Below are 22,787 nucleotides of genomic sequence, written 5' to 3' on the forward strand. Positions count from 1 at the left end.
CGACCGGCGGTCGCGGCGGCGGGAACTTCGGCCGCGACATGTTTCTCGACGGGTCTCGGCATCCTCGGTTTCCGGCGACGCGTGGATCTTTCGCATTGCATGAGTTTGCGGCGCGGCGTGCGGCTACGCGGTCGCGGCTTGCGCCGCTCCTACCCAAGAGCAGCGACATCGTTGTTTTGCTGTTTCCGTTGCTGTTGCTGTTGCTGTTGCGGTTGCGGTTGCTGTGCGCTGCCTGGCACTCGCGAAGGCAAAGGAAGACCCGAAGGGCGGCCCGCAGGGATGCGGGCCGTTTTTCATCGGGGCAGGGAGGTCCCGTATGAAAAATCACCGCGTATGCACCGCTCGTGCGGGCCCTTGATTCGAAGAAAAGCACTTTTCTTTGGTTACCTTTCTTTTGTTGCTTTAGACAAAAGAAAGTAACCCGCCGCTTTAGTGGCGGAAGCTTTGGGTTTGATCTTGATCCTGATCTTTCTTGGACCGCGCGCCGCAAGACCATAACAGCGATGTCGCGGCTTGCGCCGCTCCTGCCCCTGGCGGAAGCACGGCGCTTCGACGGGTGACGGCGGCCTTGTTATTCATATGCGTCCTGCGGTCGCGACTTACATCGCTCCTGCAGGGGTGGGATTCGCAGCGTTGCGAGGACCCGCCTTTGCAGGAGCGGCGCAAGCCGCGACAGAAACTTCGCGAGCGTCGTCGCTACGCCGCCGCTCGTACGATCCGCACGCCAGAATCGACTGCGACCTCGCCCGCGTCAAAGCGCGTCCGGCGACGAGATCAATCGGCCAACACCGGTTGCACGCGGCCGTCGTAATGGATCAGGCGGCCGAGCAGCGGAAAATCGGCCTGGGAGAAAAAGCGCAGGCTGCCGTCGTCGTCCTGGGCTTCCCAGGACTCGATGCGCGGGCCGAGCGCACGCGGCATCGGCAGCGGGCCGAACGCCCAGCCGGCGAAATCCCAGTGCAATCGCCCCGCATCCGCACGCAGGGCGAAACGGAAGCGGAACGCACCGAATCGTTCGGCCAGGTACCGGCCGTCGGGGCTCGGCGCGAACGACGAGGAGAAATCGCGTTCGCCGAAGCGGCGGTGCCAGTGTTCGCGGCCGCCACGTTCTTCGATGCGCAGCGACACACGCACCCGCTCGCCCGGCACCGGGAAACCGAACCACCAGCGCACCAGCCGCGCGAGCGGATGGCCGGCGCCGCGCACCACGGCTTCACCGCGGTAATGGGCCGGGCCGCGTTGGTGGAAGTCGCGCACCGCCGGGGCCAGGCCGGCGCGGGCGCGGTCGTCGAGCAGGCGCGCGAATACCGGCGGCGTCGCGGGGTTCGCGCTCGCGCCCGGGGCGTTCAAAACAGCGGCAGGTTTTCGTAGGCGCTGCGCACCGGCGCGAAACTGCGGCGGTGGTGCGGGCAAGGCCCGTGCGCGCTCAGGGCGGCCAGGTGGGCGGCGGTCGAATAGCCCTTGTGCTGGTCGAAACCGTATTGCGGGTAGCGCTCGTGCAGGCTGCGCATCATCCGGTCGCGCGCGACCTTGGCCAGGATCGAGGCGGCCATGATCGCCGGCTCGGTAGCGTCGCCGCCGATCAGCGCCTCGCCGCGGCAGGGCAGGCCCTGCGGCAGGTGGTTGCCGTCGATGCGGACCAGGTCGGCGACCGGCGCCAGGCCGAGCACCGCACGGCGCATGCCGGTCATGGTGGCCTGGAAGATGTTGATCCGGTCGATTTCCTCGACCTCGACGAACTCGATGCGCCAGGCCACGGCACGCTCGAGGATCAGCGGGTACAAGGCCTCGCGGCGGGCCTCGCTGAGCTTCTTGGAATCGTCCAGGCCGTCGATGCGGCGGCGCGGGTTGAGGATCACCGCCGCCACCGAGACCGGCCCGGCCAGGGGGCCGCGGCCGGCTTCGTCGACCCCGGCGATCAACCGCGGCTTGGCCCGCGCGCGCGCCGGTTCCGCCGCGACCATGGCGGTGTCGGCGAGCTCCAGCGATTCGGCGGTCACGGCGTCACTCATGCAGGCGCATTCTCGCCGATCAGCTCGAGCACCGCATCGGCCGCGCGCGCCGAGGCGTCGCGCTTGAGTTCCAGGTGGATGCGCTGGAACTTCGGCAGCAGGGCGGCGGCGGCCCGCGGGTCGCGCAGCCAGCGCAGGCAGGCGCCGGCCAGATTCTCCGGGGTACAGTCGTGCTGCATCAGCTCGGGCACGACCGCTTCGCCGGCCAATACGTTGGGCAGGGCGTAATGGTCGACCTTGAGCATGCCCAGGCGCTTGACCAGCGCATAGGTCAGCGGCGCGACCTTGTAGCCGACCACCATCGGCCGCTTGGCCAGCATCGCCTCCAGGGTGGCGGTGCCGGAGGCGAGCAGGACCGCGTCGCTGGCGACCATGACCGTGCGCGCGCCGCGGTCGACGATGCGCAGGGCGCGGCGCAGGCGCTCGCCGTCCGGATGGGCGGCGAGGATGCGCTCGAAGGCGGCGCGCGAGGGCGCGTTGGCCATCGGCGCGACGATGCTCAGGCGCGGCTCGGCGGCCAGCACCAGCGCGGCGGCGCCGAGGAAATCGCCGGCCAGACGTTCGATCTCGCCGACCCGCGAACCCGGCAGCATCGCCAGCACCGGCGCCTCGTCGTCGAGACCGAGGTTCATGCGCGCCTCGTCCCGGTCGGGGTGGATCGGCATCTCGTCGGCGAGCGGGTGGCCGACGAAGCGCGCGTTGACCTCGTGTCTGGCGTAGATCGGCGGCTCCATCGGGAACAGGCACAGCACCCGGTCGGCGCTGCGGCCGATCTTCTCGGCGCGCTTTTCGCGCCAGGCCCAGACCGAGGGGCTGACGTAGTGCACGGTGCGCACGCCGCGTTGCTTGAGCCAGCGCTCGACGCCGAGGTTGAAGTCGGGCGCGTCGATGCCGATGAAGGCGTCGGGCTTCCAGTCGAGGATGCGCTGGCGCACGTCGCGGCGCAGGCGCAGCAGGCGCGGCAGATGCTTCAGCACCTCCGACAGGCCCATCACCGCCAGTTCGTTGGCGTCGAACCAGGTGTCCATGCCGGCCGCGCGCATCTGCTCGCCGCCGATGCCGACGAACTCGGCGCCGGGATGGCGGCGCTTGAGCTCCTCGATCAGGCCGGCGCCGAGCAGGTCGCCGGAGGCTTCGCCGGCGATCAGGGCGAACCGCGGCGGCGGCGGGGGCGGGGCGGGGAAGATTTCGTCGATCGGAGCAGGGGCGGGCGCGGCGGCATTCATCGGGGGAGAAGGCGCTCTTGGGAGTGACGTTCCTGGAAGTGACGCTCCAGTTCGAGCCGGTACTGGGTTCGATCGAACACGAACCGCAGCGGAGCGGCGGGAGAGAACGAGGACTGCGCCGCATTCTCTTCCTGAACATTCTCTCCCGAATCCGGCCCGGACATGGGGCCATCATCGTCCTCCCGGGTCACTTGCCGCCAAACGACGTGATCGCCATCAAGTTCCAGGGTGCAAGAGATCACCCCGCAGTAGTCGCTGCCGCAGTGGCAGCGATAGAGCACCAAGCGGCCCGAGCCGAGCTGGTTGTGCGCCGGTCGCAGGCCGAGGAACACGGCGCGGCCGCGTTCGGCCAGTGCCGGCGGCAGGGCGGGATCCAGGTCGGTCTCGCTGTTGCTCAGATCGCGCGGCAGGCCGAGCCAGTGCGCGAGCGGACGCTCGTCGATGAAGATCTCGGCGACTTCGGCCTGGCGCGGCGCACCGTCGATGTCGCAGGCGACGACAGTGCGACCGATGCGCAGGCGCTGGACCGTCGCGGCCATTGCGGCGTCTCAGCGCAGTAGCGGGCGGTCGCCGTTGCCGATGAAGTCCAGCAGCGCGCGCACGTCGGCGCTGGTCTCGGCGATCTCGTCGAGCTTGCCGCGCGCTTCCTCGAGCGAGGCGCCGGACACGTACAGGGCGCGGTAGGCGCGCTTGATCGCGCCGATGCGCTCGGCGTCGAAGCCGCGGCGCTTGAGCCCTTCGCTGTTGATGCCGCGCGGGCGGCCGTAGCCGTCCTGGGCGACCATCACGAACGGCGGTACGTCGCCGTTGACCAGCGCGCCCATGCCGATGAAGGCGTGCGCGCCGATCCGGCAGAACTGATGCACGCCGGCGAAGCCGCTCATGATCACCTGGTCTTCGACGGTGACGTGGCCGGCCAGGGTCGAGTTGTTCGAGAACACGCACTGGTTGCCGATGCGGCAGTCGTGGGCCACGTGGGTATAGGCCAGCAGCCAGTTGCCGTCGCCGATGCGGGTGACGCCGCCGCCGTTGCCGGTGCCGCGGTTGACGGTGACGAACTCGCGGAACACGTTGTCGTCGCCGATGACCAATTCGGTGCGCTCGCCGGCGAACTTCTTGTCCTGCGGATCGCCGCCGATCGCGCACTGGGCGTAGAAGCGGTTGCCGCGGCCGATCCGGGTCGGGCCGTGGACCACGCAGTGCGGGCCGAACACGGTGCCGTCGCCGACTTCGACGTCCGCACCGATGTAGCAGAACGGGCCGATCACGACGCCGTCGCCGAGCCGGGCGCCGGCCTCGACGAAGGCGGTGGGGTGGATCGTGTGGCTGGTGGCGCTCATCGCGTCACTCCTTGACCTCGGCGCAAAGGATCTCCGCGCACGCGGCCTGCTGGCCGTCGACGCGGGCGATGCCGGTGTACATCGCCATGTTGCGGATAGTGCGCTTGAGAGTCACCTCGAGCTCGAGCTTGTCGCCCGGCGAGACCATGCGCGAGAACCGTGCGCCGTCGATCTTGACCAGGTAGAACAGCCGGCCTTCGGCTTCGCCGCCGTGCGACAGCTGGGTCAGGATGCCGCCGACCTGGGCCAGGGCTTCGATCACGAGCACGCCCGGCATGACCGGGTTGTTGGGGAAATGGCCGTTGAAGAAGGGCTCGTTGCAACTCACGTTCTTGTAGGCGAGCACGCGCTTGTGCGGCTCGAACTCGACCACGCGGTCGACCAGCAGGAACGGGTATCGGTGCGGCAGCAGCTTCTGGATCGCCGTCACGTCGAGCGGGAGTTGCAGGGTCTGGCTCATCTTCTTGGTTCGTCCGTTATGCGCTTCCTGCGCGTTGAATCCGCGGTTCCGGTGCGGCCCCATCGTTGATTGGCTGGCTGCGGGTGCAGCCCGTCACATTGTCCCGCAGTTTTCCCCGGGGGTGGAGCGGCGCCGTATGGTGGCGCCGCGGACGAGAGCGGCCGGGCTCAGCCGTCCTCGCGGCCGCGCGGGGTGCGCCGGGCGATAGCGTCGAGCTGTTTGAAGCGCGCGGCGTTCTTGCGCCAGCTGCGGTTGTCCATCAGCGGGGTCCCCGAGGAGTACTCGCCGGGTTCGCGGATCGAGCTGGTGACCAGGCTCATCGCGGTGATCACTACCTTGTCGCAGACCTCCAGGTGGCCGAGCACGCCGGCGCCGCCGCCGATCAGGCAGTAGCGGCCGATCCTGGCGCTGCCGGCCGCGGCCGAGCAGCCGGCCATGGCGCTGTGGGCGCCGATGTGGACGTTGTGGCCGATCTGGATCTGGTTGTCGAGGCGGACGTCTTCCTCGAGCACGGTGTCTTCGATCGCGCCGCGGTCGATGGTGGTGTTGGCGCCGATCTCGCAGTCGTCGCCGATCGACACGCCGCCGAGTTGCGGCACCTTGAGCCAGCGGCCGGCTTCCATCGCCAGGCCGAAGCCATCGGCGCCGAGCACCGCGCCGGGGTGGATCAGCACGCGCTGGCCGAGACGCACTCGGGTCACCAGGGTCACCCGCGCGACCAGTTCGCAGCCGGCGCCGACCACGCAGTCCTCGCCGATCACGCAGCCCGGGCCGACCATCGCGCCGGCCTCGACGCGGCTGCGCGCGCCGATGCTGACGAAGGGGCCGATGTGGGCCTGAGCGGAGACCTCGGCGCTGGCATCGATCGCCGCGGAGGCGTGGATGCCGGGCTCGCGCACCGGACGCGGCTCGAACAGGGCCGAGATCCTGGCGAAGGCGGAGTAGGGATCGCGCGCGATCAGCGCGGTGCCGGTGTAACCGGTCGCGTCGTCCTCGCGCATCACCACGATGCCGGCCTGGCTGGCCGCCAGTTGCGCGCGGTATTTCGGGTTGGCGAGAAAGGCGAGCTGGTCCGGGCCGGCCTTGGCCAGGGTGCCGACGCCGCCGACCTCGGCGGCGCCGTCGCCGTGCAGGCCGAGCGCATAACGCTCGGCCAGCGCCTGGGCGGTGTAGCGGCCGGTAGGGGGCATGTCCACGATGCGGGAGGCGCTCGTCGCGGCTGCGATCAGAACGTGCCGCCGAAGGTGAACTGCAGGCGTTCGAGTTCGTCGCCGCGGTCGAGCTGGGTCTTGCCGTCGGCGCTGTAGGTCGGGCCCTGCTTCTTGAACGGGAACGCGTAGCTGATCGAGATCGGGCCCATCGGCGAGCGCCACATCATCGCCACGCCGGCCGAGGCGCGCAGCTCGCCGGCATCGAAGTCGTCGTAGCTCTTGTAGACGCTGCCGAAGTCGACGAAGGCCGAGATGCGCGCCGCCGGGGTGTCGAGCAGGGTCGGGAAATACATTTCCAGCGAACCGGTGGTCTTGAACGCGCCGCCGAGCGGCTGGGTGTAGCTGCCGCCCGAGAGCGAGGCCTGGCGCGGACCGAGGGTGTTGTCGGTGAAGCCGCGCACCGAGCGCACGCCGCCGGCGTAGAAGTTCTCGAAGAACGGCAGGCCGGTCGCGGTGATGGTTTCCGGCGGCAACGGGCCGTTCGGGCCGTCGCGGTCGATGACCCGGCTGATGTCCTTGCCGTAGCTGTCGCCGTAGCCGAGTTCGGTGCGGGTGTTGAGCACCAGATGGCGCGAGAGCGGCCAGAACTTGGAGAAGTTGTAGTTGATCTTGTAGTACTCGACCGTCGAGCCCGGCAGGGTCGCTTCGATCCACACGCGCTGCTGGGTGCCGGCGGTCGGCGTCAGCGCATGGTTGAGGCTGTTGCGGCCCCAGCCGACCTGGGCGCGCCAGGCGTGGAAAGTGCGGCGGCCGAGCGCGTCGAGGTAGTCGACGATGCTCGGCGGGGTGACCGTGCGGCCGATCAGGATCTCGTTGCTGTCGATGCCGAGCATGCCGGTGATCGAGTCGGTCTCGGTCAGCGGAATGCCGAGCACGACCTGGCCGATGCCGCTGGTGGTCGAGTACTGGGCGGTGTTGAAGTCGGAGTAGTCCAACTCGCGCCAGGACACGTTGTAGCCCAGCGAGACGCCGTCGTCGGTGAAATACGGGTTGGTGTAGGAGAAGTCGTAGCGCTCCTGGTAGTAGCTGCGCTGCGCCTGCACCGACACGCGGTTGCCGCTGCCGAGGAAGTTGTTCTGCGACAGTTGCACCTGGGTGGTCAGCTTGCCGAGCTGGGAATAGCCCAGGCCGAACACGAAGCTGCCCGAGGTGGTTTCCTTGAGGTTGTAGACCACGTCGACCTGGTCGTTGGTGCCCGGCACCGGCTTGCTTTCGACGTCGACGTTCTCGAAGTAGCCCAGGCCCTGCAGGCGGATCTTGGAGCGGTCGATCGCGGCCTGCGAATACCACGCGCCTTCGAACTGGCGCATTTCGCGGCGCAGCACTTCGTCGCCGGTGCGGGTGTTGCCCTGGAAGATCACCCGGCGCACGTTCACGCGCGGGCCCGGCACCACCTGCATGTTGATGCCGACGGTCTTGTTTTCGCGGTCGACGTCCGGGATCGGGTTGACCTGGGCGAAGGCGTAGCCGACGTTGCCGAGCGCGGCGGTGATCGCTTCGGAGCTCACCTCGAGCAGGCGGCGCGAGAAGATCTGTTCGGGCTTGACGATGACCAGCTTCTCGACCTGCTCCTTCGGCAGGATCGTGTCGCCGGTGACCTGCACGCTGGAGACCTTGTACTGCTCGCCCTCGGTGAGGCCGGCGGTCAGGAACATGTCCTGGCGGTCCGGGCTGATCGCGACCTGGGTCGAGTCGATGCTGAAATCGACGTAGCCGCGGTCGAGGTAATAGGAGTTGAGCTTTTCCAGGTCGCCCGAGAGCTTTTCGCGCGAGTACTGGTCGTCGCGGCGGTACCAGCTGAGCCAGTTGTGTTCGCGCGATTCCCAGCCGTCGAGGATGTCCTTCTGCTCGAACTTGTCGTTGCCGATCAGGTTGATGTGGCGGATCTTCGCGGCCTTGCCTTCCTTGACGGCGATCGTCAGGTCGACGCGGTTGCGGTCCAGGCGCGTCACGGTCGGGGTGATCTCGACGTTGTACTTGCCGCGGTTGTTGTACTGGCGGCTGAGATCCTGGGTGACCTTGTCGAGGGCGAGGCGGTCGAAGGTCTCGCCTTCGGCCAGGCCGATTTCCTTGAGACCCTTGAGCAGGTCTTCGCTCTTGATGTCCTTGTTGCCGGTCAGGGTCAGCTTGTTGATCGCCGGACGCTCGGTCACGGTGACCACCAGGATGTTGCCCTGGCGGTCCAGGCGCACGTCCTCGAAGAAGCCGGTCTTGTACAGGGCGCGGATGGCGTCGCCGGCCCTGGCCGAATCCATCGTGTCGCCGCGCTCGACCGGCAGGTAGGTGAAGACGGTACCGGCGGAGATGCGCTGCAGGCCGTCGATGCGGATGTCGCTGACGGTGAACGAACCCGGGGCCGGCGTGTTCGGCGTGCTGGCGCCGAGGGCGAACGGATCGGCCGACTGCGCCAACGCGGGAATCACCGGGGCCGAGGTCATTGCCGTGGCAAGGGCGAGGGCGAGCAGGCGGCGATTAGGAGTTCGCGTCATCATTACGTCCGTTTGGGGCATTGGATGCCGGCGATCGCGGGCATCGGTCGAAAGTGCGGCAGGGTGAGGGCAAAGCGTTCGTTCGAGCGTCAGGCCGGCATCAGCGCACCAGGTTGTTCAAGATGTCGTTGTAGAACGCCAGACCCATCAGGCTCGCGATCAACGCCAGGCCCACGAAATGCCCGGCCGCCATGACGCGTTCGCTGACCGGACTGCCTTTGACCAGCTCGATAAGGTAATACAGCAGGTGTCCGCCGTCCAAGATCGGGATCGGCAGCAGGTTCAGGATTCCCAGGCTCAGCGACAGCATCGCCAGCAGCTGCAGGTACCAGGCCGGACCGTTGCTGGCGTAGGCGTTGGCGGCGCGACCGATGGTGACCGGGCCGGCGACGGTGTTCTGGATCGAGACCCGGCCGGTGAACGCGCGCCCAATCATGGCGAACAACTGCTCGGTCTGGTGCACGCCCTCGCGCACCGCCGCGGGCACCGCGTCGATCGGGCCGTAGCGCAGCACCGCGTCGCGCTTGGGCGGGGCCGCCGCGGCCGAGGTCAGGCCCAGGCCCCAATACTCTTCGCCGTCGGGCTTCTTGAGCCGGGCCGGGGCGATCTCCAGTGCCAGGCGGTCGCCGTTGCGGGCGACCTCGATCATCGCGCTGCCGCCGCGCTTGCCCAGGCGGGTCACCGCCTTGGCCAGGTCCTCCCAATCGTCGACCGGGTCGCCGTCGAGCGCGGTGACGCGGTCGCCTTCGGCGAGCACGCCCCAGGCCGGCTTGCCCGGGTCGACGCGGCCGACCACCGGCGGGCGCAGTTCGTGGCGCCCGCTCAGGCCGATGACTTCGACCGAACGACGCTCGTCGAACCTGGCCGGCAGCCGCGACAAGCGCAGTTCGCGCGTCGCCGGGGCGCCGTTTTCGGCGCGTACCCGCACCGCCACGTCTTGGTGGTCGAGCGCGTAAGGAATCAGCGCCATGTGCACTTCGCTCCAGGTCGGCGTCGGGCGATCGCCGATCTGCAGCACGGTGTCGCCGCGGCGCAGGCCGGCGTCGGCGGCGATGCCGGTGGCGTTGCCCACGACCGGAGCGAAGTCGGGGCGGCCGATCACGAACATGCCCCACAGCAGCATCACGCACAGGATCAGGTTGGCGGCCGGCCCGGCCGCGACGATGGCGATGCGCTGCCACACCGGCTTGCGGTTGAAGGCCTGCGGCGCCAGCGCTTCGCTGATTTCGTACTCGCGCTCGTCGAGCATCTTGACGTAGCCGCCGAGCGGGATGCGCGCGATGACGTATTCGGTGCCGTCGCGGCCCTTGCGCAGCCACAGCGGTTTGCCGAAGCCGATCGAGAAGCGCAGCACCTTGACGCCGCAGCGCCGCGCGACCCAGAAATGGCCGAATTCGTGGATCGTGACCAGCACGCCGAGGCTGATGATCAGCCACCACAACGAACCCAGGACTTCACTCATGGCCGCCTCCGCATCGCTGTCCTGCCGTGGTCGCCATGATTCAGGCCCTGTGGCCGATCGCTTGTTCGGCGTGGCGGCGGGCCAGGACATCGGCCTCGCGCAGCACCGCCAAGGAGCTGGCCGGGATGGTCGGGAGCGCGGCGAGTGTGTCCTCGACCAGCGCGGGTATCGCTAGGAAACCGATTCGCCGCTGAAGAAAGGCTGAAACGGCCACTTCGTTGGCGGCGTTGAGCACCGCCGGGGCGGTGCCGCCGGCGGCCAGGGCCTCGAAGGCCAGGCGCAGGCAGGGGAAGGCCTCCAGGTCCGGGGGCTCGAAATCCAGGCGGCCGTGGGCCAGCAGGTCGAGTCCGCCGACCCCCGAGTCGATCCGTTCCGGCCAGCCGAAACCGACCGCGAGCGCGGTGCGCATGTCCGGCAGGCCGAGCTGGGCCAGGGTCGAGCCGTCGACGAATTCGACCAGCGAATGGACCAGGCTCTGCGGATGCACCAGCACTTCGATGCGTGCGCCCTCGACCCCGAACAGGTGGTGGGCCTCGATGACTTCCAGGCCTTTGTTCATCAGCGTGGCCGAGTCGACCGAGATCTTCGGCCCCATCGACCATTTCGGGTGGGCGACCGCCTGTTCCGGGGTGACCTCGGTCAGCTGCGAACGTGTACGGCCACGGAACGGCCCGCCCGAGGCGGTCAGCAGGATGCGCTTGAGGCCGCCGTGGGCGCGGGCATAGGACAGGCCGCCCGACTGCGCCGGCGCGGCCGGCGGCAGGCACTGGAAGATGGCGTTGTGCTCGCTGTCGATCGGCACGATGCAGGCGCCGGCTTCGTGCGCGGCGTGCATCAGCAGCTCGCCGGCGAGCACCAGCGATTCCTTGTTGGCCAGCAGCAGGCGCTTGCCGGCGCGGGCCGCGGCCAGGGTCGAGGACAGGCCGGCGGCGCCGACGATGGCCGCGACCACGGTGTCGCAGACGTCGGAAGCCACCAGCTCGACCAGGGCCTCGTCGCCGCAATGGGCCTGGGTTTCGAGATTGCGCTCGCGCAGGCCGTCGCGCAGCGCGGCGTAGCCGGACGGGTCGGCGATCACCGCGTGCTCGGGGCGGTGCCGTTCGCACAGGGCCAGCAGGGCCTCGACCTTGCCGCCGGCGGCGAGCACGCTGGCGCGCAGCGCCTCGGGATGGCGCGCGATCACGTCGAGCGCCGAGGTGCCGATCGAGCCGGTGGCGCCGAGCACGGCGACCTTGCGGGAGGGGGTCATGCGCGGGCGCTCGCGTGGAAGGGATTGCCGGGTGCGGTCGCGTGCGGGGAGGCGGAAGCGGATCCCCTTCGGTCGCCGTTTTGCAAAGGGCGAAGGCAGGCGGCTTGTCTTGCCAGGGGACGGCAGGCGGGCCGCTCGATCAGAGCAAGACCAGCGGGACTCTGCGAACGAAGAAGACCGGCCGGCCGCACGGCTTCACCCGCGGCTTCGGCCTTTGCCTCCTTCGCAAAAGCAGGGCAGGGAGGATGTGCTGTGACCCGGCGGACCCGCGCGCTCATCATCAGAACCCGAAGATCGCCTTGCCGAGCGCGAACACCGGCAGCGCGGCGAGCACGCCGTCGATGCGGTCGAGGATGCCGCCGTGGCCCGGGATCAGATGGCCCGAATCCTTTACCCCGGCGTGGCGCTTGAGCAGGCTCTCGAACAGGTCGCCGACCACCGAGAACAGCACCGCCGCCAGCGAGACCACCGCGACCCACGGCAACTGCGCCTTGGTCGCGCCGGCCAGCAGCGAGAAACCGACGCCGGCCGCGACGCCGGCGAAGGCGCCGCCGACCAGGCCTTCCACGGTCTTGTTGGGGCTGACCCGTGGGGCCAGCTTGAGCATGCCGAACTTGCGCCCGGCGAAATAGGCGCCGGTGTCGGCGGCCCAGACCACGGCCAGCGCGGTCAGCAGCCACCAGTGGCCGTTGACGCCTTCGGCATGGATCCAGGCCAGCGCGCACCAGGCCGGGATCACGCTCAGCGCCGCGGCGGCGAGCTTGAACATCCGCGCATAGGTCGCGTGGTTGCTGGCGAACTCGTAGCGCTGCAGCCACAGCAGGGCCAGCAGCCACCAGATCACGCCGATCAGCGAGGCCAGCTTGAACAACACCATCGACGGCGCCTGCACGCCGCCGAAGCCGCCGGTGCGCGAGGCCCAGACGATGGTGACCATCAAGGCCAGGTGCGCGACCAGCAGCACGGTGCGCGACAAGGTGTCTTCGATCTCGGCCAGATCGAACCATTCCCACAGCCCGGCGAGGAACAGGACCGCGGCCAGCGCGATCATCCACGGCGTCGACAGCAGCAGGATCGCCGCGATCGCGACAGGCGCCATTACCAACGCGGCGAGCAAGCGGGTTCGGGTCATGCAGCGGTCTCGTTGGACAGGGCGGCGGCGAGCTGCGAGCCGGTCAGGCCGAAGCGGCGCTCGCGGTTGCCGTAGTCGTCGAGGGCGCGTTGCAGAGTCGTCGCGTCCAGTTCCGGCCACAGCAGATCGGTGAACCACAATTCGGTGTACGCCAGTTGCCAGAGCAGGAAGTTGCTGATCCGGGTGTCGCCGCCGGTGCGGATGAACAGGTCCGGCGCCGGCAGGTCGGCCAGCGACAGGCGCGAGGCGATCAGCACCTCGTCGATCTCGTCCGGCGCCAGCCGGCCGGCGGCGACGTCGGCGGCCAACGAACGCGCGGCCTGGGCGATGTCCCAGCGCCCGCCGTAGCTCGCTGCGACGGTCAGGTGCAGGGTGTGGTTGTCGCGGGTCTGGTGCTCGGCCGCGGCCATGCGTTCGCGGATCTTGTCCGAGAAGCGCTCGCGCTCGCCGATGAAGCGCACGCGCACGCCGCGCCGGTGCAGTTCCTCGACCTCGCGCTCCAGCGCGTTGAGGAACAGCTTCATCAGCGCGCCGACTTCGTCCTCGGGGCGGCCCCAGTTTTCGCTGGAGAACGCGAACAGGGTCAGCGCCTCGATGCCGCGGGCGATGCAGAAATCGATGCAGATGTTGACCGTGCGCGCGCCGGCGCGGTGGCCGATGATGCGCGGCCGGCGGCGACGCTCGGCCCAGCGCCCGTTGCCGTCCATGATGACGGCCAGGTGGCGCGGGATGCGTGCGGGCGCGGTGGGTGCGGGCTCGTTGGGCATGGCGCCGATGGGATAGACCTTGGAAGCGGGAAGGACATCCGGAAGCGGGTTCCGGCGACGATGGATCCCGTCCGGGGACCCAGTGCTGACCCGTGCGATCGGCGGGAAGTTCAGTGCGCGATCGTCCAGGAATGGCGGCGATCGGTCGGACCGCCGCCCGGGAACGGCGGAGTCCGGTCAGACCGCCATCAATTCCTGTTCCTTGGCCTTGACCACGCCGTCGACGTCCTTGATCGCGCTGTCGGTGACTTTCTGGATGTCCTCCTCGTAGCGGCGCAGCTCGTCCTCGGTGATCTTCTTGTCCTTCAGCAGTTCCTTGGCCTGGTTGTTGGCGTCGCGGCGGATGTTGCGGATCGCGACCTTCGCGTTCTCGCTCTCGCCGTGCACGACCTTGGTCAGTTCCTTGCGGCGTTCTTCGGTCAGCGCCGGCAGGTTGATGCGGATCACGGTGCCGGCGGTGTTCGGGGTCAGGCCGAGATCGGAGGCGAGGATCGCCTTCTCGACCGCGCCGACCATCTGCTTCTCCCACGGGCTGATGGTCAGGGTGCGCGCATCGGAAACGGAGACGCTGGCGACCTGGTTCAGCGGCATTTCGGAACCGTGGTAGTTCACTTTCAGGTGATCGACCAGCGCGGCGGAGGCGCGCCCGGTGCGGACCTTGGTCAGGTCGTGGCGAAAGGCTTCGACGCTCTTGGCCATGCGGTTCTGTGCGTCTTTCTTGATCTCGTTGAGCATCGCCGGCTCCGGTCCTGTGGCGGTAATCGCGGGATTATATGGGCTCGGGCGGGTTTTGCGGACCGAGCGCGGCGGCGGCGGCCGCCAGGACCGACCGCCGTGGGGCCGGTTTCGGCGGTTTTCTCCGGATATCGGCGGCCGATCGCGTGCGGCGCGGGATCGCACTGCGTCACGGTTCAGGCCGCGGCAAACGCGAAGTTTTCGTTATCCCGCGCCGCTACGCACACCGACCGCGCCCTTCGCTGCAATGCAGCATGGGCCTCAATGCCCGTGCGAGTGGCCGTGCCCGTGCGCGTGCCGATGATGCCCGTGGCAGCGCTCGGGTTCGTGCCTGTGTCCGGGCTGGGGTCCGTGCTCGTGGCCGTGATGCCCGTCGTGGCCGTGGTCGTGATCGTGGTGTTCGTCGTGGCCGCCGCCGCCGTGCGGCGCGCGATCGTGGCGGTCGTGCTCGCAGGCGCGGCCGTGTTCGACCTGCAGGGTCGGGTGATTGATGCCGAAGCGCCGGTCGAGCTCGCGGTTGAGGCGGTCGATGAAGACGTCGTGGTCGTGGTCGTCGGGCCGCACGATGTGCGCGGTCATGGCGATCTCTCCGGCGCCGAGCGACCAGATGTGCAGGTGGTGGATCGCCTCCACGCCCGGTTGCGCGCGCAGCAGGCTCTCGACCTCGCCGCGGTCGACGCCGCGCGGCACCGCGTCCATCGCGGCGTCGAAACTCTCGCGCAGCAGGCCGAAGGCGCCGACCGCGACCACCGCGCCGATCAGCAGGGCGATCGCCGGGTCGAGCCAGGCCCAGCCGGTGAACCACATGCCGGCGCCGGCCAGGACCGCGGCCAGCGACACCGCCGCGTCGGCCATCAGGTGCAGGAAGGCGCCGCGGCGGTTGAGGTCGTGCTCGTGGCCGTCGCGCACCAGCCAGGCCGCGCCGAGATTGACCGCGATGCCGAGCGCCGCGACCAGCATCACCGGCAGCGCGGGAATCTCCGGCGGCGCGTTGAAGCGGCGGATCGCTTCCCAGCCCAGGGCGCCGGAAAAGCCGACCAGGAGCAGGGCGTTGGCCAGCGGCGAGAGCAGGGTCGCGCGGCGCCAGCCATAGGTGTGGCGCGCGGTCGGCGCGCGCCGGGCCAGCACCGCCGCGCCCCAGGCCAGGCCCAGGCCGAGCACGTCGCCCAGGTTGTGCAGGGCGTCCGACAGCAGAGCCAGCGAATTGGTCATGAAGCCATAGCCGGCTTCGAGGATGGTGTAGCCCAGGTTGATCAGGGTGACCGCGGCGAAGGCGCGGGTGCCGCTGGGACCGTGGTGATGGCTGTGCGAGTGCATGCGCGGATGCTGTCACGGCCGGCGCCGTGAACACTATTACAGGCCGCTCCGGACGCAAACCGAAGCTCGATGGCCGTCGCAGAAGCCCGCTCGGGTTTGCGGCGCGCTTGCCTGGGGGGCGGCCTGCCGTGACTTCCGACACCCTTGACTACGCCTGTAGTCAGAACCACCATGCCTACACATGTAGTCACGGCGCCGCCGCGACAGGCCAGCCATGACAGGCGAGCCCCGACAGGCGAGCCGGCCATCGACAACCGCGAGGAACGCGATGAACCGCAAGTCCATCGGCGACCAGGAACTGGCGCTGCTGCAGTACATCGACGAAAACGCCAACGTCACGGTCGGGGAGGTCGCCGCCGCTTACGGCGAACCGCGCGGGCTGGCGCGTTCGACCGTGCTGACGATGATGGAACGCCTGCGCGCGAAGTCGTATCTGCGCCGGCGCAAGCTCGGCGGCGTATACCGCTATGCCAGCGCGACCGCGCCCGACGACGTGATGCGTTCGGCGGTCGGCAAGTTCGTCGCCAACACCCTGCAGGGCTCGCTGTCGCCGTTCGTGGCCTGGATGTCGGAGCGCAGCGAGGTCAGCGACGCGGAACTCGCCGAACTCGAAAGCCTGGTCGCCGACCTCCAGTCGCGCCGCAAGGAGGGTTGAGATGAGCCAGTCCTTGATGGGCGCGCCGGTCGTGAATCTGTCGTTCGTCGTCGACACCCTGCTGCCGCGCCTGGCCGCGGCCAGCCTGCAATCCCTGCTGCTGGTCGCCGCGGTATCGGCGCTGTGCCGTTACCTGCCGCGCCTGAGCGCCGCGACGCGCTGCCGGCTGTGGTGGCTGGCGGCGCTGCAGTTGCTGATCGGCGTGCTGTGGCCGACGCCGCTGGTGCTGCCGCTGCTGCCGGATGCCTTCGGCGGGCTGTTCGCCGAGGCGCCGCCGGTCCTGGCCTCGGCGTCGGCGCTGCCGATGTCGGCGCGGCTGCCGTTCGCGATCGCCGGCGTCGATGCCGCGGCGGTCTCGCCAGCCCAGGCTGCGCTGCCCGCGTTCTGGCCCTCGTGGTCGTCGTTGCTGGCCGGGGGCTGGCTGCTGGGCTTGAGCCTCGTGCTCAGCCTGAACCTGCGCGCGTTCCTCGACACGCGCGGTCGCATCGCGCGTTCCTCGGCCGAGGTGCCGCCGCCGGTGGCGCAGGCCTATCGCCGGCTCGGCGAGAGCCTCGGCCTGCGGCGCTTGCCCGAGCTGCGCCTGTCGGCGGAGATCGAATCGCCGCAACTGCTCGGCCCGTGGCCTGCGGTGGTGCTGTTGCCGCTGCACCGCATCGCTTCGATGAGCGCGGGCGACCTCGACATGGCCCTGCATCACGAACTGACCCATCTGCGTCGTCGCGACCTGTGGTGGGGCTGGGTGCCGGCGCTGGCGCAGCAGCTGTTCTTCTTTCATCCGCTCGCCCACCTGGTCGCGCGCGAGTATTCGCTCGCACGCGAGGCCGCCTGCGATGCGGCCGTGCTCGACAGCCGGCGTTACGCCCCGCAGGCCTACGGCCGGCTGCTGTTGCGCCTGGGCGTGGCGCCGCGTCCGCAGGCCGGGCTCGCGAGCGCTTCGCCTACCTATCTGATGCTCAAGAGGAGATTGACCATGCTGCAAGACGCCGCTCCTGCCTCCCGCCTGCTCGCCTTCGGCCTGACCGCGGCGATCGCGCTGTTCGGCCTGGCCCCGTACCGGATCGCCGCCGCCGACACCCCGGCACGCACCGTCTCGACCATCGACCGCGGCGCCGACGGCGAAACCCGCATCACCGAACTCGGCGGCGGTGCCGCGCCGCAGCGCTGGGCGGTGCGCGGCGATCGTTACTACCGCGTCGACGCTGACGGCGGCTACCACGAAGTGACCGACGCGGCGACGCGCGAACGGCTGCGCCGACGCATCCGCGACTCGCGCGAGGCCGCGGTCGCCGCCGAGCAGGCCACGCGCGAGGCCGCCGTTGCGGTCGCCGAGGGCGCGCGCGCAGCGGAGGAGGGGCGTCGTGCGGCCGAGCAAGGCCGCCGCGCGGCCGAACAGGGCCAGCGCGCGGCCGAAGAAAGTCGTCGCGAGGCCGAGAAAGCCCGGCGCGAGGCCGAGCGGGCGCGTGCCCAGGCGCAACGCGATGCCGCCCAGGCGCGGGTGCAGGCGCGTGAGGCGGTGCGCGAACAGGGCGTTGCCGAGCAGATCGGCGCGCAGGCCCGGCAGGCCGCCGAGCTGGCGCTGCGCGATGCCGCCGAGGCGACCCGCGCCGCCGCCGAGGCCGCGCGCGAGGCCGCCGACGCCACTCGGGAGCTCAGCGAGGAAGGCTGATCCGCAGTCGCGTTCGAGCCGTCGTTGACCGGCGAACGCCACGGCCGCCAGCACGCACAAATGGCCGCCTGGAACGCAATGGCCGCGGTTAAATGCGGGAACGGCCGCGATTAAATTATGAGAACGGCCGCGGGAGATATGAGAACGGCCGCCCAAGGGTAGCCGTTGCAGCCGTCGCAGCCGTTGCGGTCGACGCGGCGAATCCGTGCGGGTTAGTTGCGGCCCTTGACCAGAGTGCCGATGTTCTCGCCGCGCAGGATCTTCAGCAGCACGCCGGGCTGGTCCATGTCGAAGATGCGCAGCGGCAGCTCGCTGTCGCGGCACAGCGCGAACGCCGCGGTGTCCATGACCTGCAGGTCGCGGGTGATGACGTCGTCGTAGGTCAGCTTGTCGAAGCGCACGGCGTCGCTGTGCTTCTTCGGGTCCTTGTCGTACACGCCGTCGACCTTGGTCGCCTTCAGCAACAGGTCGGCGCCGATCTCGATCGCGCGCAGGGCGGCGCCGGAGTCGGTGGTGAAGAACGGGCTGCCGACGCCGGCGGCGAAGATCGCCAGGCGGCCTTTCTCCAGGTGGCGGATGGCGCGGCGGCGAATGTAGTCCTCGCACACGTCGTTGATCTTGATCGCGCTCATCACCCGCACCTTGGCGCCGAGCTTCTCGAGCGAATCCTGCATCGCCAGGGCGTTGATGACGGTGGCGAGCATGCCCATCTGGTCGCCGGTCACCCGGTCCATGCCGCCGGCGGCGAGGCCGGCGCCGCGGAAGATGTTGCCGCCGCCGATCACCAGGGCGATTTCCGCGCCGGCCTGCTGGACTTCGATCACCTCACGGGCGAGGCGGCCGATGACCTTGGGGTCGATGCCGTAGTCCTCGTCCCCCATCAACGCTTCGCCGGAAAGTTTCAACAAGACACGGCGATAGGCGAGCTGGGACATGGGACATTCTCGGGGGAGCGACGGGCGGCGGAATTGTAGCCCAAGCCCTCCATGCTGCGGCGTGCGGAATCGAGCGGGAACGCCGCGGGGAAGCCGAAAGGAGCCCGGGCCGGGTCCGAATCCGGCGGCCGGGCGGGCCGGGCCCGCCGCCGTCGACCGTGCCGACGGCCGGGATCGCTTGCGACCGCCGTCGCGCGCCGATCGCGACCGGCTTCGCCATCGACCTGCCGCGGCGATCCCGTATGATCGCGCCGCCGGCCCCGTGGCGGGGCCGCCGCATCGCGCAGGCGCCGCCCCGGCATGCGCCGCGCACCACCCAAGGAGATGGAAGTGTCGATCAAGAACCTCAACGAATTCGTCGAAGCCTCGAAGCAGAAGGACCTCAGCCAGGAAGTGTTCGAGCTGGAAAGCTCGCACCTGCTCGAGGTCAAGCTCGACGGGCGGGTCTGGGCCAAGGCCGGCTCGATGGTGGCGTACCGCGGCGGCGTCAAGTTCGTGCGCCAGGGCGTGCTGGAGCAGGGCCTGGGCAATCTGCTGAAGAAGGCGATCAGCGGCGAAGGCACCCAGCTGATGAAGATGGAAGGCAAGGGCCGGGTCTACATCGCCGACGCCGGCAAGAAGATCACCCTGCTGCGCCTGGGCGGCGAATCGATCTACGTCAACGGCAACGACGTGCTCGCCTACGAGGACGGCATCGCCGCCGACATCAAGATGATGCGCAAGGTCTCGGGCATGATGTCCGGCGGCCTGTTCAACATCAAACTCAGCGGCAGCGGCGTGGTCGCGATCACCTCGCACTACGAGCCGCTGACCCTGGCGGTGACCCCGGACCAGCCGGTGTTCACCGACCCGAACGCGACCGTCGCCTGGTCCGGCGGCCTCAGCCCGGACATCGTCACCGACATCTCCCTGGGCACGCTGTTCGGCCGCGGCTCGGGCGAGAGCGTGCAGCTCAAGTTCGCCGGCACCGGCTGGGTGGTGGTGCAGCCGTACGAAGAGGTGTACTTCCAGCAGGCCGGTTGAGCCGCCGCGGCGACCCTGCGCCGCGAACGCCGAGGTCATGCCGGCGCACGGCCGCGAGAGATCGCGGCCGTGTCGCGTCGGGGCGCGCCACGTCGGGTTTGGTTCGGGAGAATCCGACAGCTGTCGCAGGGTCGCGGACGCGGCCGGACTATGATCGATGCGGCGAATCGGTTCGCCTGACCCAGGAGGGGTTGCCATGACGTTTCGCAATGCGGTGTGCGCGTTGGGCCTGTCGGGCCTGTTGCTGTTCCTGCCGGTGGCCCAGGCCGACCCGGTCGAGGGTTCGTTCCGTATCGAGACCACCTGCGAAGACCAGGGCTGGGCCTACGAGATCGTGCTGACCAAGTACCGCTATACCGGCGGTCAGTGGGTGGTGATCTCGCAGAGCTCGCAGTACGCGACGTCCTGCCCGCCGATCGAGTGAGGCGAGGGGATTGCCGCGTCCGCGCTGATCGCGGTTACGGTCGTTGAAGAGAGGCCGCGGATCCCGCGGCCTTTTTTTGTTGCACGGAAGCGATCGGCGACCCGCCCTGTGTGCTCGTCGTTCCCGCGCAGGCGGGAACCCAGGGCCTTCGGGCGAGAGCGCTTGAAGTCTCTGGATATTCGGCTCGGCCGAAAGTAAAGCGAAGCCCGCCTTCGCGGGAATGACGGGCGACGATTACGTTGCTCTCGAATCCCGAATCCCGAGTCCCGAGTCCCGAGTCCCGAGTCCCGAATCCCGAATCCCGAACCCCGAACCCTGAACCCTGAACCCTGAACCCTGAACCCTGAACCCTGAACCCCGAATCCCGAATCCCGAATCCCGAATCCCGAATCCCGAATCCCGAGTCCCGAGTCCCGAGTCCCGAGTCCCGAGTCCCGAGCTCAACCCAAAGAAAAAGGCCGCGGAATCCGCGGCCTTTCTCGTACTGCCTCGCAGCGACGTCGGCTTACGCCAGGCCGGCCTGCTTCATGACTTCGGCGGCGAAGTCGTCGACCTGCTTCTCGATGCCTTCGCCGACGGCGATGCGCTGCATGCTGACCACGTCGGCGCCGGCGGCCTTGACCACTTGCTCGACGGTCTGGTCGGTGTTCAGCACGTAGGGCTGGCCGTACAAGGTGACCTCGTTGACGATCTTGGCGATCTTGCCGCCGATGATCTTCTCCAGGATGTCGGCCGGCTTGGACTTGTCCTTGTCGGACATCTTGGCCAGTTCGATTTCCTTTTCCTTCGCCACGAACTCGGCCGGGACGTCGCTGGCCTTGATGTGCGGCGGGTTCATCGCGGCGACGTGCATCGCCAGGCCGCGGGCCAGTTCGGCGTCGCCGCCCTTGAGCTCGATCAGCACGCCGATGCGGCCGCCGTGGACGTAGGCCGCGACGTTGTTGGCGCTCTCGATCTGGATCAGGCGACGCACCTGCAGGTTCTCGCCGACCTTGGCGATGACCGCGGCGCGGGTTTCCTCGACGGTTTCGCCGGAAGCCAGCTTGACCGCCTTCAGCGCTTCGGCGTCGGCGGCGCCCGAGCTCAGCGCGGCCTGGGCCACGGTCTCGGTGAAGGACAGGAAGTTGGCGTCCTTGGCGACGAAGTCGGTTTCGGAGTTGATCTCGACCAGCACGGCCTTGCCGCCGTCCTGGGCGACCGCGATGCGGCCTTCGGCAGCGACGCGGCCGGCCTTCTTGTCGGCCTTGGCCAGGCCCGACTTGCGCAGCCATTCGGCCGCGGCGTCGATGTCGCCGTTGTTTTCGACGAGCGCCTTCTTGCACTCCATCATGCCGGCGCCGGTGCGCTCGCGGAGTTCCTTGACCAGGGAAGCGGAAATTTCAGCCATGGGGTTACCTCGGTGTTCGATAAAGTCCGGGCAGCAGCGGCGTAAGCCGCATCTCGTCGCTCGGTACGGCGATTCGTCGCGGCTTACGCCGCTGCAACCCGGAGCGGATACGGGCAAGTGCAGCCGCGCAGTGTGGCGCGGCTGCATTACATGACGCTTACTCGGCAGCCGGCGCTTCGCCGTCGGCCTTCTTGGCGGCCGGGGCCGGGCCCTTCTTGGCCGGCGCGCGGCCGCGCGGAGCGGACTTGCGGTCGTCCTTGCCGGTGCCTTCTTCGCCGGCTTCGGCGAACTCTTCCTCGCGCACGCCGACCTGCGGCGCGGCGGCCTTGCCTTCGAGCACGGCGTCGGCGGCGGCGCGGGCGTACAGCTGCACGGCGCGGATGGCGTCGTCGTTGCCCGGGATGGCGTAGTCGACCAGGGCCGGATCGTAGTTGGTGTCGACCACGGCGATGACCGGGATGCCGAGCTTCTTGGCTTCCTTGATCGCGATGTCTTCATGACCGATGTCGATCACGAACAGCGCGTCGGGCAGGCGGTTCATGTCCTTGATGCCGCCCAGCGAGGCTTCCAGCTTGTCGCGCTCGCGGCGCAGGCCCAGCACTTCGTGCTTGACCATCTTCTGGAAGGTGCCGTCGGTTTCGCCGGCTTCCAGTTCCTTCAGGCGCGAGACCGACTGCTTGACGGTGCGGAAGTTGGTCAGGGTGCCGCCCAGCCAGCGCTGGGTCATGTACGGCATGTTGCAGCGCTGGGCTTCTTCCTTGATCGAATCGCGCGCCGAACGCTTGGTGCCGATGAACAGGATGGTGCCGCGCTTCTGGGCGATGCTCGAGATGAAGTTCATCGCGTCGTTGAACAGCGGAACGGTCTTCTCGAGGTTGATGATGTGGATCTTGCCGCGGGCGCCGAAGATGTACGGGCCCATCTTGGGATTCCAGTAGCGCGTCTGGTGGCCGAAATGGACGCCGGCTTCCAGCATCTGACGCATGGTGATCTGAGGCATTGCGATAACTCCGAAGGCAGGGAACCGACCGCCGGTTGAGTGATGGCGGCTCGCCGCGGACGCAGGTCCGCAGCGAAGGTTCCGGGGTTGGGCCTCCCTGTCGCTTCCGTGTCCGAACCTGAGAGCCGAGCTTGCGATCGGTTTCCAGGCACCCCGGCACGGGCTGTGGCGGCAGGTGTGTATTCGTCGGTGACGTCCGACGTGGACGGCGCGATTCGGTCCGGTGAAGATTCGGTCCGGTCGCAAAGCCGCGGAAGTGTAACGGGGACGGGGCCCTGGGGCAAGTTGAGGGGCGCC

At 69.0% G+C, this 22,787-nt stretch carries 21 protein-coding genes; 4 read left to right on the plus strand and 17 right to left on the minus strand.

From position 1 onward, the window contains the following. Window positions 1-774: 774 nt before the first annotated feature. From AC6CH2_RS16985 to AC6CH2_RS17050, 14 genes are all read right to left on the minus strand, one after another. Window positions 775-1,350: a DUF4166 domain-containing protein gene (locus tag AC6CH2_RS16985; protein WP_498270227.1), complete on the minus strand. Its 576-nt coding sequence runs from the start codon at window positions 1,348-1,350 to the stop codon at window positions 775-777. Then, window positions 1,347-1,964: a ribonuclease HII gene (gene rnhB / locus AC6CH2_RS16990; protein WP_498270379.1), complete on the minus strand. Its 618-nt coding sequence runs from the start codon at window positions 1,962-1,964 to the stop codon at window positions 1,347-1,349. Before rnhB ends, AC6CH2_RS16985 begins: the two co-directional genes overlap by 4 nt. 44 nt (window positions 1,965-2,008) lie before the next feature. Next, a complete protein-coding gene (gene lpxB, locus AC6CH2_RS16995; protein ID WP_498270228.1) occupies window positions 2,009-3,238 on the minus strand; it encodes a lipid-A-disaccharide synthase in 1,230 nt (409 codons plus the stop codon). Beyond that, a complete protein-coding gene (locus AC6CH2_RS17000; RefSeq protein WP_498270229.1) occupies window positions 3,235-3,777 on the minus strand; it encodes a hypothetical protein in 543 nt (180 codons plus the stop codon). The genes lpxB and AC6CH2_RS17000 overlap by 4 nt, the downstream gene beginning before the upstream one ends. Before the next feature lie 9 nt (window positions 3,778-3,786). Further along, complete coding sequence (gene lpxA / locus AC6CH2_RS17005) at window positions 3,787-4,578, minus strand: acyl-ACP--UDP-N-acetylglucosamine O-acyltransferase (RefSeq protein ID WP_498270230.1); 792 nt, start codon at window positions 4,576-4,578, stop codon at window positions 3,787-3,789. A 4-nt stretch (window positions 4,579-4,582) separates the two neighbouring features. Continuing rightward, window positions 4,583-5,038 carry a 3-hydroxyacyl-ACP dehydratase FabZ gene (gene fabZ, locus AC6CH2_RS17010; protein ID WP_498270231.1) on the minus strand — a complete coding sequence of 152 codons (456 nt, stop codon included), beginning with the start codon at window positions 5,036-5,038 and terminating at the stop codon, window positions 4,583-4,585. Between the two features lie 167 nt (window positions 5,039-5,205). Next, entirely contained in the window at window positions 5,206-6,228 is a 1,023-nt protein-coding gene (gene lpxD / locus AC6CH2_RS17015) for a UDP-3-O-(3-hydroxymyristoyl)glucosamine N-acyltransferase (protein WP_498270232.1), read from the minus strand. A gap of 35 nt (window positions 6,229-6,263) precedes the next feature. Then, window positions 6,264-8,738 (minus strand): outer membrane protein assembly factor BamA, encoded by a 2,475-nt coding sequence (gene bamA / locus AC6CH2_RS17020; protein ID WP_498270233.1) that lies wholly within the window; start codon window positions 8,736-8,738, stop codon window positions 6,264-6,266. A 100-nt stretch (window positions 8,739-8,838) separates the two neighbouring features. After that, on the minus strand, window positions 8,839-10,200 hold the full coding sequence (gene rseP / locus AC6CH2_RS17025) for an RIP metalloprotease RseP (RefSeq protein WP_498270234.1): 1,362 nt from the start codon (window positions 10,198-10,200) through the stop codon (window positions 8,839-8,841). A 40-nt stretch (window positions 10,201-10,240) separates the two neighbouring features. Then, window positions 10,241-11,449, minus strand: a complete 1,209-nt coding sequence (locus tag AC6CH2_RS17030; protein ID WP_498270235.1) for a 1-deoxy-D-xylulose-5-phosphate reductoisomerase — start codon at window positions 11,447-11,449, stop codon at window positions 10,241-10,243. Window positions 11,450-11,729: 280 nt separating this feature from the next. Further along, window positions 11,730-12,581: a phosphatidate cytidylyltransferase gene (locus AC6CH2_RS17035; RefSeq protein ID WP_498270236.1), complete on the minus strand. Its 852-nt coding sequence runs from the start codon at window positions 12,579-12,581 to the stop codon at window positions 11,730-11,732. Further along, window positions 12,578-13,348 (minus strand): polyprenyl diphosphate synthase, encoded by a 771-nt coding sequence (gene uppS, locus AC6CH2_RS17040; protein WP_498270237.1) that lies wholly within the window; start codon window positions 13,346-13,348, stop codon window positions 12,578-12,580. The genes AC6CH2_RS17035 and uppS overlap by 4 nt, the downstream gene beginning before the upstream one ends. Before the next feature lie 177 nt (window positions 13,349-13,525). Further along, a complete protein-coding gene (gene frr / locus AC6CH2_RS17045) occupies window positions 13,526-14,083 on the minus strand; it encodes a ribosome recycling factor (protein ID WP_498270238.1) in 558 nt (185 codons plus the stop codon). Between the two features lie 261 nt (window positions 14,084-14,344). After that, window positions 14,345-15,400, minus strand: a complete 1,056-nt coding sequence (locus AC6CH2_RS17050; protein WP_498270239.1) for a cation diffusion facilitator family transporter — start codon at window positions 15,398-15,400, stop codon at window positions 14,345-14,347. A gap of 268 nt (window positions 15,401-15,668) precedes the next feature. Here AC6CH2_RS17050 and AC6CH2_RS17055 point away from each other — a divergent pair, with 268 nt between their 5' ends. Together AC6CH2_RS17055 and AC6CH2_RS17060 are read left to right on the plus strand one after the other, a co-directional pair. Further along, window positions 15,669-16,055: a BlaI/MecI/CopY family transcriptional regulator gene (locus AC6CH2_RS17055; RefSeq protein ID WP_498270240.1), complete on the plus strand. Its 387-nt coding sequence runs from the start codon at window positions 15,669-15,671 to the stop codon at window positions 16,053-16,055. Between the two features lies 1 nt (window position 16,056). Continuing rightward, window positions 16,057-17,721 (plus strand): M56 family metallopeptidase, encoded by a 1,665-nt coding sequence (locus AC6CH2_RS17060; protein WP_498270241.1) that lies wholly within the window; start codon window positions 16,057-16,059, stop codon window positions 17,719-17,721. Between the two features lie 212 nt (window positions 17,722-17,933). Here the strand turns inward: AC6CH2_RS17060 and pyrH are convergent, their stop codons facing one another. Continuing rightward, on the minus strand, window positions 17,934-18,656 hold the full coding sequence (pyrH, locus tag AC6CH2_RS17065) for a UMP kinase (protein ID WP_498270242.1): 723 nt from the start codon (window positions 18,654-18,656) through the stop codon (window positions 17,934-17,936). Window positions 18,657-18,980: 324 nt separating this feature from the next. Here pyrH and AC6CH2_RS17070 point away from each other — a divergent pair, with 324 nt between their 5' ends. Continuing rightward, window positions 18,981-19,679 (plus strand): AIM24 family protein, encoded by a 699-nt coding sequence (locus AC6CH2_RS17070; protein WP_498270380.1) that lies wholly within the window; start codon window positions 18,981-18,983, stop codon window positions 19,677-19,679. A 196-nt stretch (window positions 19,680-19,875) separates the two neighbouring features. Then, window positions 19,876-20,103, plus strand: coding sequence for a hypothetical protein (locus tag AC6CH2_RS17075; RefSeq protein WP_498270243.1), 228 nt, complete (start codon window positions 19,876-19,878; stop codon window positions 20,101-20,103). A 505-nt stretch (window positions 20,104-20,608) separates the two neighbouring features. On the opposite strand, the gene tsf is transcribed toward AC6CH2_RS17075, so the two are convergent. After that, the gene (tsf, locus tag AC6CH2_RS17080; protein ID WP_498270244.1) at window positions 20,609-21,490 is read right to left on the minus strand and encodes a translation elongation factor Ts; all 882 of its coding nucleotides are present in this window, start codon (window positions 21,488-21,490) and stop codon (window positions 20,609-20,611) included. Between the two features lie 157 nt (window positions 21,491-21,647). Continuing rightward, complete coding sequence (gene rpsB, locus AC6CH2_RS17085; protein ID WP_498270245.1) at window positions 21,648-22,490, minus strand: 30S ribosomal protein S2; 843 nt, start codon at window positions 22,488-22,490, stop codon at window positions 21,648-21,650. Between the last annotated feature and the right edge of the window lie 297 nt (window positions 22,491-22,787).

This window comes from Lysobacter sp. GQ73, assembly GCF_059758755.1.

What these genes read in the sequence shown, in the direction of transcription:
- pyrH (WP_498270242.1), bottom strand. Translation starts at nt 18,656, where the DNA reads ATGTCCCAGCTCGCCTATCGCCGTGTCTTGTTGAAACTTTCCGGCGAA.
- AC6CH2_RS17060 (WP_498270241.1), top strand. Translation starts at nt 16,057, where the DNA reads ATGAGCCAGTCCTTGATGGGCGCGCCGGTCGTGAATCTGTCGTTCGTC.
- AC6CH2_RS17055 (WP_498270240.1), top strand. Translation starts at nt 15,669, where the DNA reads ATGAACCGCAAGTCCATCGGCGACCAGGAACTGGCGCTGCTGCAGTAC.
- rseP (WP_498270234.1), bottom strand. Translation starts at nt 10,200, where the DNA reads ATGAGTGAAGTCCTGGGTTCGTTGTGGTGGCTGATCATCAGCCTCGGC.
- AC6CH2_RS17000 (WP_498270229.1), bottom strand. Translation starts at nt 3,777, where the DNA reads ATGGCCGCGACGGTCCAGCGCCTGCGCATCGGTCGCACTGTCGTCGCC.
- lpxB (WP_498270228.1), bottom strand. Translation starts at nt 3,238, where the DNA reads ATGAATGCCGCCGCGCCCGCCCCTGCTCCGATCGACGAAATCTTCCCC.
- tsf (WP_498270244.1), bottom strand. Translation starts at nt 21,490, where the DNA reads ATGGCTGAAATTTCCGCTTCCCTGGTCAAGGAACTCCGCGAGCGCACC.
- AC6CH2_RS17070 (WP_498270380.1), top strand. Translation starts at nt 18,981, where the DNA reads ATGGAAGTGTCGATCAAGAACCTCAACGAATTCGTCGAAGCCTCGAAG.
- AC6CH2_RS17050 (WP_498270239.1), bottom strand. Translation starts at nt 15,400, where the DNA reads ATGCACTCGCACAGCCATCACCACGGTCCCAGCGGCACCCGCGCCTTC.
- bamA (WP_498270233.1), bottom strand. Translation starts at nt 8,738, where the DNA reads ATGACGCGAACTCCTAATCGCCGCCTGCTCGCCCTCGCCCTTGCCACG.
- fabZ (WP_498270231.1), bottom strand. Translation starts at nt 5,038, where the DNA reads ATGAGCCAGACCCTGCAACTCCCGCTCGACGTGACGGCGATCCAGAAG.
- frr (WP_498270238.1), bottom strand. Translation starts at nt 14,083, where the DNA reads ATGCTCAACGAGATCAAGAAAGACGCACAGAACCGCATGGCCAAGAGC.
- rnhB (WP_498270379.1), bottom strand. Translation starts at nt 1,964, where the DNA reads ATGGTCGCGGCGGAACCGGCGCGCGCGCGGGCCAAGCCGCGGTTGATC.
- lpxA (WP_498270230.1), bottom strand. Translation starts at nt 4,578, where the DNA reads ATGAGCGCCACCAGCCACACGATCCACCCCACCGCCTTCGTCGAGGCC.
- AC6CH2_RS17075 (WP_498270243.1), top strand. Translation starts at nt 19,876, where the DNA reads ATGACGTTTCGCAATGCGGTGTGCGCGTTGGGCCTGTCGGGCCTGTTG.
- AC6CH2_RS17035 (WP_498270236.1), bottom strand. Translation starts at nt 12,581, where the DNA reads ATGACCCGAACCCGCTTGCTCGCCGCGTTGGTAATGGCGCCTGTCGCG.
- uppS (WP_498270237.1), bottom strand. Translation starts at nt 13,348, where the DNA reads ATGCCCAACGAGCCCGCACCCACCGCGCCCGCACGCATCCCGCGCCAC.
- rpsB (WP_498270245.1), bottom strand. Translation starts at nt 22,490, where the DNA reads ATGCCTCAGATCACCATGCGTCAGATGCTGGAAGCCGGCGTCCATTTC.
- AC6CH2_RS17030 (WP_498270235.1), bottom strand. Translation starts at nt 11,449, where the DNA reads ATGACCCCCTCCCGCAAGGTCGCCGTGCTCGGCGCCACCGGCTCGATC.
- lpxD (WP_498270232.1), bottom strand. Translation starts at nt 6,228, where the DNA reads ATGCCCCCTACCGGCCGCTACACCGCCCAGGCGCTGGCCGAGCGTTAT.